At 64.2% G+C, this 13,257-nt stretch carries 7 protein-coding genes; 3 read left to right on the top strand and 4 right to left on the bottom strand.

Annotated features, from left to right (window positions below; all coding sequences use genetic code 11):
- Positions 1-113 precede the first annotated feature (113 nt).
- The 3 genes from OF850_RS23100 to OF850_RS23090 all read right to left on the bottom strand — a co-directional run bounded on the left by OF850_RS23100 (position 114) and on the right by OF850_RS23090 (position 6,339).
- Positions 114-2,546, bottom strand: a complete 2,433-nt coding sequence (locus OF850_RS23100) for a DNA topoisomerase (RefSeq protein ID WP_301592743.1) — start codon at positions 2,544-2,546, stop codon at positions 114-116.
- Between the two features lie 101 nt (positions 2,547-2,647).
- Positions 2,648-5,737, bottom strand: coding sequence for a hypothetical protein (locus tag OF850_RS23095; RefSeq protein WP_301592742.1), 3,090 nt, complete (start codon positions 5,735-5,737; stop codon positions 2,648-2,650).
- Positions 5,734-6,339 carry a hypothetical protein gene (locus OF850_RS23090; RefSeq protein WP_301592741.1) on the bottom strand — a complete coding sequence of 202 codons (606 nt, stop codon included), beginning with the start codon at positions 6,337-6,339 and terminating at the stop codon, positions 5,734-5,736. The genes OF850_RS23095 and OF850_RS23090 overlap by 4 nt, the downstream gene beginning before the upstream one ends.
- A 1,617-nt stretch (positions 6,340-7,956) precedes the next feature.
- Between OF850_RS23090 and OF850_RS23085 the strand changes: the two genes are divergently transcribed.
- The 3 genes from OF850_RS23085 to OF850_RS23075 all read left to right on the top strand — a co-directional run bounded on the left by OF850_RS23085 (position 7,957) and on the right by OF850_RS23075 (position 11,620).
- Complete coding sequence (locus OF850_RS23085) at positions 7,957-8,754, top strand: hypothetical protein (RefSeq protein ID WP_301592739.1); 798 nt, start codon at positions 7,957-7,959, stop codon at positions 8,752-8,754.
- 152 nt (positions 8,755-8,906) lie between these two features.
- Positions 8,907-9,932 carry a nucleotide-binding protein gene (locus OF850_RS23080; RefSeq protein ID WP_301592738.1) on the top strand — a complete coding sequence of 342 codons (1,026 nt, stop codon included), beginning with the start codon at positions 8,907-8,909 and terminating at the stop codon, positions 9,930-9,932.
- A gap of 23 nt (positions 9,933-9,955) precedes the next feature.
- Positions 9,956-11,620, top strand: a complete 1,665-nt coding sequence (locus OF850_RS23075) for a hypothetical protein (RefSeq protein ID WP_301592737.1) — start codon at positions 9,956-9,958, stop codon at positions 11,618-11,620.
- 297 nt (positions 11,621-11,917) lie between these two features.
- Here OF850_RS23075 and OF850_RS23070 read toward each other — a convergent pair whose 3' ends face one another.
- A complete protein-coding gene (locus OF850_RS23070) occupies positions 11,918-13,009 on the bottom strand; it encodes a DUF4268 domain-containing protein (protein WP_301592734.1) in 1,092 nt (363 codons plus the stop codon).
- Positions 13,010-13,257 lie beyond the last annotated feature (248 nt).

The raw sequence follows: 13,257 nt of genomic DNA, 5'->3' as shown, positions 1-13,257 counted from the left end.
ATCGCTCGACGGACCGCCGCTGTCGTGGTGGCGCAGCCGTGTTGAACCTGGCCCATAGCGCGTCCTTCCACTCCTGGGAGAAGACTGCACCATCAAAACCTGGGATCAAACATCTAGAGCCAGCCTGCCTCGCGAAAGGGTGTGAGATCGGCCCCAGCGGGCGCGAACCAGCCCCCTGACGCGTATTTTGCTCCCAGGGCGAGCGCGCGGTCCTTGTTGCCGAATGGGATCTTGAGAGGGGTGGCGCCAGCCGGTGGCGGTGCTCCCTGGGCCGGAGAGCGAGGCGGCGCCGTGGGAGCGGATGGCGCGGCCGCCTTGCCCGGCGATCTCGCCCCCTTCCCTCTCCCCTTCCCTTCGCGCTTCGGCGCCGAACTGCCTTTCCCGGACTGCTTCGGCATGTGCTTGTCGATCCAGGCCGAGAGTGCCTTCGAGGAAGCTCGCGCATCGTCCGGGATGGGCTTCCCGGCTTCGGTGCTGATCTTCTCGGCAAAGCGCAGCTGCGCCTCGGAAGGCGGGCGGGGCCCCTCCCCTTCCTGTGCGGGCCCTTCCCGCTTCGGGGCATGCTGATCCAGGAAAGCTCGCACCAGGTCGCCGTCCTTAGCGTAGCCCTTCGGCAAGGAAAGACCCTTCTCCTTCGCCAGGCGCTCTGCGAAGCCCTTCATCGCGGACGTGGGCGGCCGGCTTGTCTGGCCCAGCGCGCCGGGCACCGCGCCCCCTCCTTGCGCCGCATACGCCTTCAGCCGGTCGATCGCGGCCTGGGCGTCATCGCAGATCGACATGATCGCCCGCCCGAACTTTTCCCGACCCGTCAGCACGTCATCCAGGCGCATCTCCCATGTCGCCGTCACGCCGGGGTCGACCAGCATCGGCTCTGCCTGAACAAGGAGGCCGTAGAGCGCCAGGCCGCGCTCGGTCGGGATGATGTTCTTGCCTTTGGCCTCGAGGAACTGCTGCGCCTTGAGCCCCTTGATCACCTCGGCCCGGGTGGCCGGAGTGCCGATGCCCTTGGCCTCCTTCAGCCTCTCGCGCAGGGCCTCGTCCTCCACGAACTTCCAGGCGTTCTGCATCGCCTCGATCAGCGTGCCCTCGGTGTAGCGCGGCGGGGGCTTGGTTTGCTTTTCAAGGAGCTTGGCATCGGAGAGTGCGGCCCCCTCCCCGTCCCGAAGCGGCGGCAGGGTTTGTTCGGCGTCGGGGTCGTCTTCCTCGCCAGCTTCCTTCTTGGCCGCCTTCTCATCGGTGTCCGTGTCGTACACGGCCTTCCAACCCTGGCTCGTGGGAATGCGGCCCGTGGCGCGGAACTCATGGCCCTGTACGTCGAGGGTGACGGTGGTCTGGCGGTAGAGGAAGTCGGGCATCAGTGCCGCCAGGTAGGAGAGCGCGATGATGTCGAACATCTTGGTCTCGTCGGCCGAAAGCCGCGGCAAGACCTTCTGGATGTCGCCGACGGTGTTGGCGTTCGGGATGATGGCGTGGTGCGAGACGCCCTCCAGGCCCTTGTCCCAGAAGTGGCCGCTCTTGCCCTTCCGGACCTCCGGCGGCTTCGGGACCACGACACTCTCCAAGGGTGCCCCTGGCGCCGTCAGCCCGGCCACAATGCGCGGCACGTCGGGGATCAGGCTTTCAGCGAGGTAGCGGGTCTCCGCACGCGGATAGGTGATGATCTTGTGGGTGTCGTAGAGCGCCTGCGAGACATCCAGCGTTCGCTCGGCCGTCCAGCCGAACCGGCCCGAGCACAGCTTCTGCAGGCTCGGGAGGTCGTGCAGCCGGGGCGGGCCCTGGCGCTTGTCCTCGACCTTGACCCGCAGCGGCCCCCGGAAGCCTTCGGCCTGGACGCGGATCGCCTCGGCCTTCGCCTTGTCTTCCAGCCGGACCTTGGGCGCGTGGCGCATCCGGAAGGAGCCAGCCTCCACAGAGGCCGTGGCAACGACCTCGAAATAGGTGACCGGCTTGAAGTTCCGGATTTCCAGCTCGCGCCGGCAAACCAGCGACATGGTGGGGGTCTTCACTCGGCCGATCCCAATTGGGGACCCAGGTCGCGACAGCAGCACCGAGGCCGTCCGCGTCAGCGACAGGTTGAAGATCTGGTCGGCCTGCGCCCGAGCAAGGGCCGCATGATAGAGGTTCGCGTACTCGCTGTTGGGCTTCGCCGCGGCAAATGCATCGCGGATCGTCTTCGGGTCCTGGGCGGTGAACATGACGCGCCGGACCTCGCCAGCGAAGCCCGCCCATTCCAGGATCTCCTGGCCGATCAGCTGGCCCTCGCGGTCGCAGTCGGTGGCGATCCAGACGCGAGAGGCCTTCTTCAAGGCGGACTGGATGGCTTGGAGCTTCGAGCCCTTGTTGCCACCCTTCGCCGGCTTGAAGCCATAGCGCCGCTCAGGCTTGAGCAGAACCGGCGACCAGCGCTTCCATTCGGGGTTGACATCCTCCGGCTCCTCAAGAGTGAGGAGATGGCCCTCGGCGGGAAGAATTTGGCCGTAGCGGCTCCCGACGGCCGCTTGGACGTCCTTGGCCTGGCTGGTCTTCTCCGTGATGACGATTTCCATGGGCTCGGTTCGGAAGTGATTGCGGTCGCATCATAAATAAGCCCGACCCTGCCTCGCAGCAGGGCCGCGGGAAAGACAATGCACCCTCCTGCGAGGCGTGATCAGCGAGTTCCCTGCTGAAGGTGCGTGCGCCTAGCTGCTGGCCGGGTGTCGCCCCGAACCTCCTTCGCCCCGGCCGGCTGCTGAACCAAGGCCGGCGCCACTGTTGCGGGCTCGGGCTTCCACACGCCATTGGCACCGTAGAGTGTTCCGTCCACGCCCTGATACAGCGGCACGTCCCCACAACTCTGGGAGGTCATGTTCCCGCAACTCTCGGGGGTCAGGTCGCTCAGGCCTTCCATGGTGAGCAGAAGGGTTTCACGCTGCCGCACCAGCTCCGGATCTTCGGGAGCAACAACAGCTGTCTCAGTGACAGCAGGCGCGCGATGCGGCTGACGGTGCAGGCGCTCAAGCTCCTCGTCCGTGAAGGGGAACGGCTTCTCGTCGTTCCGGCGGTCAAGGCGACGCCGGTTGAGGTTGAATTCCAGCGCGAAGGCCAGGCCCGCGATATCAAGCGGCTGCGAGAACTGTGCTGGAGGCTCGTCCTTCTTCCTTTCTTTCAGAACGGTCGAGACCGCATCCATCCAAGCTGGGATGTCAATTTGCTTGGCAACGGCACAACCGCTGTCGAAGATTTCCTTCATCACAGCGAATTGCTTTTCGGTGAACCCGCCCGAACCCCTGCTTTCACGCTGTGTCTCAGACAATGCGTCCAACAGCGCCTCGCCGGTGCGCAGAACCGCCTCGAACTGAGGAAGGATCTTGTCCCCAATCACCTCTGTCGCACGAGGCGAGGTGGGTCGCATGAGTTCCTTGATGAAGCGACTGGCGACGGCCTCCTGAATGTTCTCCTTGTATTCCTCTTCAGTGAGTTCGGGGTCGCGTGGCTTTTCCCGCTCCTTCTTTTCCATATCCTCGGCGAGCCGCTTGATGCTGCGGCCGCCGAGAGAAATGTCGTGGAGCGGCAATACCGCCTTTTTCAGCGCTTCGAGCTTGGGCTCGCACTTCGTCGCGATCAGGTGATCCACAAACTGAATGACGCGCTCGTGCTGCCCGCGCTGCTTGGCATAGGCAGAGGGATCAGGCGCCTTCGGGGGAGCGGCCTTAGAGATCTCGGTCTTTGGCGCCTCGGCCTTGGCATCCTTGCGCGCCAGGATCGCGGCCGGCTCAACTTCAGCCTTCGGCGCAGCGATCGAAGCGGCCGCGGACGAGACGGCTGTACAGGGAAGCCCGACGCTCGGGACTGTAGCGGGCGCCGGTTCTGGCAGCGCCGCCTCGCGCTGCGCTGCGATCGCCGGAGGCTTGGGCGGCGATACGGGCTGAGGTGCCTCAGCGGCAGCAGCCCTGGCCTGTCGCCGGGCTTCCCTTTCTTTGAGATCATCGTTCCGCTTGAGGATAAACGCTGTGAACGCGTCTGTTGTTTTCACTTCGCGTGCCTTCCCCTCTTCCTCGGCCCGAGGAATCGACCGGGCGGCCATAGGCAGCTGATCGCCCATGGGGGCACCATCGCCGCGTACCACGATCGAGTTCTCTCCGATTGGGGACCTGGCGGGATCCGGTCGCACCTTCGGAGGAAGCTGAACGATGATGTCCTCATCGCGGGCCTGCGGCTTCGGCTGCTCGACCACGATGGGCTTCTCCAGCACAGCCGGAACCGGCTTCGCCTTCGGAGCGGGCAACATTTCAAAGCCAGGGGTTTGGGTCTCGTAGCCGCCCTCGACCTTGAGCCCTCGCTTCATGGCCGAGCGGGTCAGTTCCAAATGGACGTCGCGGCGGCCGCCGCGGATGTCGATGACCAGGGTCTTTGACGTCATGCGCGGCACGAAGGCCTCCACCGCGCGGTCGCAATCCACCGGCCCCTCCCCCCGGACCAAGAGCCCTTCGGGAAGGTTCGAGCCGACATGGATGTTGCCCATGCGAAGCTCCTCAGCGCCGGCGGGCGGCTTCATGCCGGGACTTGTGAACAAGGGGAGCGAGCGACGGTCGAGCGCCTCGATCTCCGCTTGGATGGCCGTGACCGCAGCCTGGTCCTTTCGTAGCTTCGCCCGGCCAAGGCGCTTTCCAAGCGTGCTCCGCTCCGTGGTGTATGCCTTTCGTGTCTCGGGAATGGCCTTGCGCCGCGCCTCGGGCAGGGACGGAAGCCGAACCTTTGACAGCGCTGCGAGAAGTGCAGGAACGTCCACCGGCTTCTTCTGATCCAGTCCGCTCCGCTTGGCATGGTTCAAGCAGGCTTCGAGCGAATGATCTTTCCCCTCGCCGTCGAGCGCCAGCACCCGCCCGTGCTTGTCGCGGGTCAGTTCCAGGCCGTAAGCCCGGCACCGGTTCGGGAAGAGGTAGCCAACGCCCTGCATCTCGCTCCAAGCTCGCAGGAGGGCGGCCGCGATACGGTCCATGTTGATGCCCTCTACCTGGGCTTTGCGGGCCGGATCAGTCCGGAGTTGTCGGGGCGAGCAGTGCTTGGTCCAGGCCGCCATAAGCTTGTCGGGGTCATCCGACGGATCGTGTCCGGCGTCGCGTAGCTGCCGTGCCGCTTCCTCGCGGATGCCTGCCGCAGTCGCCGCAGGATCATAAGAGAGGGGGCGGTCAAACTCGGTGCGGATCTCGGCCAGGCGCCGCAACTCCCGCTCATTGGCCTGGGCGTGGTTGCCAAGGACATGCCGGTGCCCCAGGAAGTTCTCGATGCAGCGGGCAGCCATCTCCCCACGCTCGTTGAACTTGTAGAGGCTGCGACGGAGCCCGGTGACCGGCTCGTAGCCGGCCACGTCGAGGTGCATGTGCTGCGGCAGGGCGGCAAGGCCCGTCACCTTGCTCACAGGACGTTCCTTGTCGTGCAATTTGGCATTGCGAGGGGAATCATCCCAGCCGTGCACCTCCAGGGCGATGTGGATGACCTCGGTCCAATCACGATTGCCCAACATCTCACCCTCGCCTGGCGAGATCGCCAGCGAAATCGCTCCGACGTCGGTCTCCGCCCCAAGCGCCTTGCCCTCGGTCAGGACGCGCGCCACGAACTCCACGCTCGTCGGAGCCATGACCATCAAGCCGTCTGGGTCCTGGACCTGATGAAAACCCTCGGACTTGGACCCGTGATCGAGGTACTCACCGTGCCCGACCAAGCCACCCTTCTCGACCGTGCTCTTGTCGATGATCATGACGTGGCCCCCCCGACGCTCAGGATTTCGTCTGCCGCTGCCCGCAGGAGGGTGTCGGCCTCCGCCAACGCGGTTTCCACCCGCTCGCGCGTCTGACCCGGGGTCCGAAGTGCCTTCATGTCCCCGAAGCACAGCAACATGGGGGCGAGGTTGGACGAAACCGCCCGCCGCAAGCCAAGTGCATGCGGACCGGATTCCCCCTCCCGACGAAACCGATCAAGCGCCGCCCACGCCCGATGGATCACCTCGACGCTGACGCCGGCGACCGCCTTGCTTCTCGACCAGGGGGCGGCAATGTGGATCACGCCCTCGGCCGCGTGCAGAAACCTGACGACATCACTCGGCTGGCACAGCTGGTCCAGAAGCACAGGATCGAGAGGGCTTGCCGAAGCCTCGCTGGCGGGATGGTGGGCCGAAGGGACGGAGGGCGTTCCGACCCGGTGCTGAACCGCCTGCGCCGCATGAGCCATCGTTGTGAGATACTTGCGAACGATGTCGGCAAGCTCGACCCCTTCGGCCTTCGCCTGGACCAGCAGAAGTTGCTTCAAATCCTCCTCGACCCTGACGTCGATCTTGGCCGCTTTGGATCGGTTCCGTGCCATGATTTTCTCCTCAACCTAGAAGCCCTGATCAGCGCCGAAGACGAGTGACAGGGGTGGGTCGAGAGCATCGGGGAGCGGGGGGAGCCGGAGGCCGGATTGCAGCTTGTCTGACGTTTCCGACGTGCTTGCCCCCAGTTCTCCCCTCTCCAGCCAGCCCACCTTCAGGAGGTAGTGCACGCCCTGCCCAAAGCGTAATTATGGGGTGGCTGAACTGTGGGGTGGGCACCACCGGGCAGAAGCAGACGGGACGAAACTGGGGTCTCGACCGGGCCGGAAGGACAGTTCGTCGAGGTGCCAAAGCGGTGCCAAGAGGGGTCTTCGAGAGGGGGGCAAAACAGGGTTGTCTGAAGGTCTGGAGGCGGGTCTAGGAAGGGGTCGTTTGGGGTCTGAGGAAGGCTCTCGGGAGGGGTCGAAAACGGGTCTTGGACCACCCCGCCAACACCGATCTTGGGGGTGAAAACACCGCTCGTGACTGTCGCGAGCACCCCCACCACGCTCTTTTCAAACCGACTTCTTGGCCTCCCGCAGGGCAGGTGCAGCGCCCGGGAAAACGGGCAAAATCGGCCATGTGGACGATGCTGCAGCTGGGCCAACCACCCCCGCCAAAGGCACTGGAACCCCGCGGAAAACGGCCAGTCTGGGGCTCAGGAACACCCGGTAACCGGCCATCCTGGTGTGGATGTGAGCTTTTCGCTGGCGTGCCTGGGGGAGTGGGCATCTGGGAAGAGGACATGCCCTCACGCACACCCCTGGGCAGAGCACCAAGCGCGGCCTGGCAGATCCATGTTTGACACGTCCTGGCGTACCATGTGGGCGTCACTTCCTCATGGTGGGGAAGAGCCTTGGACGCCTATCTTCGGTGGCGCCCCTCTCATCGCACTCTGGGATCGGTGTCACAGAGCGAAGCAACAGGATTGGTGCGGAGCCCGCAAGATTCCTGAGGTCGCGGCCAATTCTGGCGGCACTGTCGCACTGTCTCGCTATCTTCCTTGCTCGCGCCCCGCCGTTCTAGCTTCCGGCATCCGATGCCGGGCAACACGCCCAGCTCAGGTCGCGGCAAGCAGGCTCAGAACCTGGGCGCGCGAATGGGGCCGGCAGCAGGCGAGGCTGACCCGGAGTGATGTGAGGCTGCTTTGTTCGAATCGCCGCATTCTTGGCGGCGTAGCAGACCTCCGACTTCTGTTTGAGGTGCTACGCGCGCATCGGGTATGGCTGCGAGGCCCGCACACACGGTGAGGAATTTCTTGCGGTGGTCAAGCGCTCTCCGTGTCACCGCGCCTAGAGGACGCGCCCGAAGAGGCCGAGCAATTCTGCCGGGTTTGAGCGGTTTCAGATGCTCTGCCGCACTGTCTCGCTTGCTTGCTTTCTCGCCCTTGCGCTTCCGACCTGCGCCCCAAACCGCGGCTAGATTTCTGTCACGGGCATTCCCTAAACATACTTCTGAGAGGTCCGCCACAGCCGGATTGGACTTCGAGGATGTTGCTCATGGCACACGTTGCGCAGATCGCGGAATTGACGGGTCGGCCGCATTCGGGTCCCGCTGGTCGTCTCCCTCATAAGATTGCGAGGCGATTTCGCCGCCGTTGGCGAGACGGCGCCCAGAAGCTGATTCTGTCGATGGACCGGGTCCTGGAGAGCGCTGCGCTGGATGCAGTGGATGCGAAGCGGGGTCCTGGTCTGGTGTGTGGCGAAGATCTCGCCTTCTGGCTCACTCCGGTTCTTGATGGCTTGAGCGATCTTGGCGCCAATGTGCCCGAGCTGCGCGATCTTATCGTTGAGCGCCTGACTTTGAGCTTCAAGAAAATGAAGCTTCTCGAGGTCCCAAAGCTCAGCGTCCAAACTCTCTACAAGGGCCGCACGAAAGCGAACCGGGAGTTCGGCCATCCGCACGTCCGGGCGAAGATCTTCCAGGCGTTTCCCCATCTCATGACCGAGATCCCTCTCTGTCAGGAAGAGGCCGAGATCACGCTCAAGGATGCGTTGCGGGCGGCGTTCGGATTTTCCGGAACGTCTGAGAGTGCCTCGCTCGAACCCTCTCTCTCCCCCCAGATGGAAAAGCTGCTTTCCCGTCGCGCTGTGCAGGAGAAGGCGGCTCGCCTTGCGGCTTTCGGCCCGCGTGATGACGACATTCCGCAACAAGCGCCAAGCGGAGACAAGCCGTTTGTGTCCGAGAAAGAGCCGACTACTTCCCTTCAGGAGCCGGACGCGTCGGACGCTCTGACGAAGATTCAGGCCCAGACGAAGAGCCAGGCGCCGGAGGGCGACGAGGAAACGGAGGAGGAGCGCATCGAGCGTATCGAGCGCAACAAAAGGGAGATGGACCAAGCGATCAGCCCAACGCGGCCCACCAAGCCGAGGATCAATCTCGGCTCGCTCGAAGAGACCGCAAAGAAAGGAATGAAACACGATGGGTAGTCAGTCTCGCCCGGATGGGCAGGAGGTCGCGGTATTCGTCGCGACGAAAGGTGGGTGCGGAAAAACCGTGATCGTTCAGATCAATCTCCCGCGTCCCGACAGCAACCACCGGCGCCAGGCGCCGGACCAGTAGAAGAGAAAGGAGCCTTATTATGCGAAGCACTTCAATCCCACTCAAGCGACAGATCTTCTGGACTCTGAGCGGCAAGGGCGGGGTCGGCAAGTCCACCGTCGCCTGCGCGATCCTCGATGCCCTGATCCGCGCCGGGATCGACGTCGTCCTGATCGAACTGGATCAGGAAGGTCGCCTCACCGCGATGTACAAGGGGCAGCTGGGCAAGTACGCGATCCACCACCCGATCAACGCGGAGGTGCGCGAGGACGTGATGGAGTCCCCCGACCTCTTGAACAAGCCGTTCGACGACACGCGCCGGGTGGCCGTCGAGGCCATCCGCCGCGGCGCGATGGTCGTGGTCGATATGGGCGGGACGCTCGACATGCGCCTCGCCTCCTGGCTGGAAAGCTCCGCGACGCTTTTCGAGGCGGCGGGCGTGGACGTGACTTTCGTGGTGCCGATGTCCCGGGAGTTGCCGACCTGGGAAGCCGGGCGCGCCTCGGTCAATCGGATCGGCAACGAGATGACCAAGGCGAAGTTCGTGTTCGCTCTGACGGCTCAGACGAAGGTGAACATGTTCGCCCCGGATGACCCGGCGGTGAAGGGTCTGCTCGAGGAGGTGCCCGGGTCGCGGGCCGTGCCGTTCCCGCTGAACGTTTCGACGATCACGCCCTACGTCTCAACCCAGGAGAAGCCCATTCGGCCTTTCGAGGTCGTGAAGATGGACTTTGCGCAGCTCCAGGCCGCCGCTCCCTTGGCTAAGCCGTTGGGTGAGGATGGCATCCTGCGCGGGCTGGGCGACTACAAGCGTTGGTGGGTGGGCACGGAGGCCGTGCTCGACTTGAAGGGTCAGATCAAGAAGGAAGCGAAGGCGGGTTCCATCCATTCGGGCGGGGTCATCGCCGGAACCGTGCCTTCCAAGAAGATGGGCTTCGCCGAGGTGCCGGACCTCGACGCTCCTCCGCCGAAGCCGGCCGCGCAGCCGAACGAGGTCATTTCGCCCTCTTTGGTGCAGTCCACGCAGTCGCAGGCATCGCGTCTGGCTCGCCCGGGCGCGGCGTAATGTTGGTGGAAAGGGAGTGGGTGATGCAGCAGGAATCCAAGAACAAGGCTGTGCGGCGCCCGCTCCCCCTTCCGGCCCAAAGGAAGGTGCCCTCCCTGCTGCCGAGTGCGGGGATCCGCTCGATCACCCGGAAGTCGCCAGGTCGGTCGGTGGACGAGCGCCTTATTCATGATCTTGCTCTCCTTTCCGATTGGAACAACGTGGAGCGCAAAATCCTTCGTGCCAGCGCCCGTCGCGCCACGGAGTTCATTGCCGCTCCTGCCCATCATCGAGTGGCCCTTTTGCGCGATCAGGCTCATCTCCTGGACGATGAGCACCGCCGGGTGGTCGAGGAGTTCCACGAGAAGGAGATTGAAGCCTTGGTGCGTGCCGTCCAGATGCCTTTCCTGGCCGGTGAGAGCCAAAAGATTGCTTCGGATATCCGGGCGGCGTTGGAGAGCGTTTTCAGCAGGGTGGGAGATGAGCGCGTCCTGCCGCTCCTTCGCGAATACGCGGCCAACGAACTCGCCCGCGTTGAGGCGCATGCGAAGCACAACCGAGATGAGCGGCTGAAGATGATTGACAGGCTGGGGGGCGAGCAAGATTTCGTCCTGGTGACCACGCCGCGAATGATCTCGCCCGTCACCTACACGACGCAGTTGAGCCGCTTGACGTGCGAAGCCGTGCGCGAGCAGCGGCGAAAGGAGTTGGCCGAGGGCGCCTCGGGAGATCGGAGTGTCACCGCCTTCTTTCACTCCAAGATGATGGCGACGCTGTCGCAGGAGGATGCCGAGAGGTCTTGGGCGGCGGCAGAGCCTACCAAGGAGATTCCCTTCATGCCGAAGTTCGGCCGGCTGGAGGTCCGCGATGCTCGCGACTGGCTCGGTGAGCTGGAGGAGATGGGGCCTTCTGAAAGGGCGAAGTCGGTGTTGAACAAGATGCCTCATCTTGGCCCCGATCTGGCCGAAGCAGCCATACGCCGAATCACCTTCCCGATTTCGCCATTTGCTCGGACGTATGTGGGCTCTGTGGCGGGCGCCGTCCTGGAGGCTGGAAAGCACGTGCTTCCGGGTAAGCCCCGTCGGGCGATGAAGAGCAGGGCCCAGGAGCCGAAGTGGGGACGTGCTGGAACCAAGGCACAGTTGCAGGCCTTCATGAACTTCTTCACCCTTAGGGAGTCGTTTGAGCAGAGGAACCGTGAGGGCGCGGCGCTGGAGATTCTTCGTGGCGCCCGACGTGAGTCAGCGCCGGCGTATTTGGCGGCATTTTTGAAGCACGCGCCGGAGTTCCGGTTCGAAGCTGCGGCGGTGATCCGCGAGGATGTAGAGATGTGGGTCGCGGCGTTCTCCCGGGAATGCGACCCATACTGCTCGCGTGTGGCCGAGCGCGCCATTGTCGAGGTCTGCTGGGACCTGCTGGGCCAGATGGAGCCCCATGGCGAAATCCTGCTTCCCGACGTGAAGCGGAGCGAGATGGCTACCTCTGCAGCGACCGACTGGTCTCGTGATCCTGCGGCGGGCCCCACTCTGGTGTCCTATCAACGCGCCCTTCACCTAGGAGTGCACTTGGATCCGGCTTGGGGGCCAGTGCTGATCAATCTCATGCAAGCGGCCCAGGCAGGGCGCAAGGGATGGGTTGAGCGCATTCAGCGGGCACGGGATTACAAGTCGCGTGTGGCGGCCCAGATCAAGTCCGAAGGGAAACTTTGACGAAGAAGGGTTCGCGCCGGTACCGGCCACCGCTCGGCTTCTCTGCTCCGGTGGACGGTCCCGTCCTTGGCCGCGCGATCAAGATTGCGACCCACGCTTCGGACTCCTAATTGTTTGAGGGCTGGGAGAGCAAAGGGCCATGCCACCTGAGAACGACGAGACCGGAGCCAAGAGCAAGGAGGCTCGCGTCAGCGTCCCCAGGCTGGCCCGAGCCTCGGAGAGCGTGGCCACGATCAAGGCCGGCACCACTGGCGGACGGTAGGTTTTCGGTGCGCCCTGCCTGCCCTGTTCCTGTCCTCACTGCAGGGAGGCGATCCGCCGGCGAAACGCCCCGTCGAGCCGGATCATGGCCTCGATCAGGCGGTCCTGGATCACCGGCCACTCTTCCTCCGAAGAGCGATAGCCGCCTTCGACGCGCTGGCAGACGCGGCAGTTCCGCACATTCTCCTTCTCATCCCAGTCGAGCGGCCCTCCAAAGGCTCGTTCGAACTCGGCCTGGTCCTCTTTGAGCTTGAGCAGCAGGTCTCGGCCGTCGTCCCGCTGGAACAACACTTCGACCCGGGAGACGTCCCTCGCGATCACGTAGTTGATCGAGACCCCCGCCTTGCCGATCGCGCCGAACAAGACTCCCAGATCGGCGTCCGGTGTGCGTCCCTCATGGATGCGCGTGCGCTGAAGGGCCCGCTCGGAAAGCTGTTGTAGGAAACGCTCGAGAAGCTGGCCTCGCTCGTTGCGTTCCTTCCGTTCGGCAATTCTCTTGTTCTGGATGCTTGTGACGAACTCGGCGGTCTCTGCCAGGGGAATGATCTGCTGGATCTCCAGCAGGAGGTTCCCATTCGCCAGGCGGTGGGGGCGCAGCCGGACGCAGCGAATGTCGATGTCCCGCTCCCGCAGCCACAGCACTGTGGTCGTCAGTTCTTTTCCGAAATCGGCCGCCGCCAGGATGATGCGGGTGTCGTTGCCGAAGCTGTCCTCCCGCGCCGTTGTCCATCCCAGGAAATCCAAGATCTCGGCTCGGGCGCCGTCGGTGTCAGGGCTGGCCCGGTTCCGGTGGCGAGCGAAGGTCTCGACGGCTTGCTCGAAAGTCATGGCGGAAACCATGGCGGCGTAGCGCAGCGCCTGAAGCTCCATGTGCCCGCCATCGGCGGTACGCTTCAGTTCGACCACCACGAGGTTCGCGAGCTTGTCGAGGCACAGGAGGTCAATGCGCCGGCTGCTGTCGCTCCATCCGCCGAACTCTTCGGTGAGGACCATCAGCCCCTCTTCGAGCGCGACAATGTGGTCCTTCAGGAGGCGCTGAAGATCGCCCCGCTCCCGCCAGCCCTCGGCCTCGAAGGTCGTGACGGCGATGGGCACGAGGCCGTTTGCGCTGACTTCAAGGATCGGCATGACGCATCTCGGGCGGGTTCCCTTCTTTGAGGGTGATGGGGGCAGGATGTCACCAGATTGGCAAGGAGGCGCGTGACCTCGCTTGCGCCTCAGGGTTACAAGGGCACATGGCCGCTCCCTCCCCTGCCCCGTCCAAGACGAAGCCCTGGGATTTGCACCCCTCCTTGTCGGAAGATCGGCTTCGGCTCTGTGCCAGACTATTGGCAAACGCGCGGCGTGATGCCCTAGCCCTCGCCAACGAGAATCTC

Source organism: Sabulicella glaciei, from assembly GCF_026183895.1.
Taxonomy (GTDB): Bacteria; Pseudomonadota; Alphaproteobacteria; order Acetobacterales; family Acetobacteraceae; genus Roseococcus; species Roseococcus glaciei.
The sequence above is the reverse complement of the archived record's forward strand: the minus strand, read 5'-3'. Positions and strand labels throughout refer to the sequence as shown.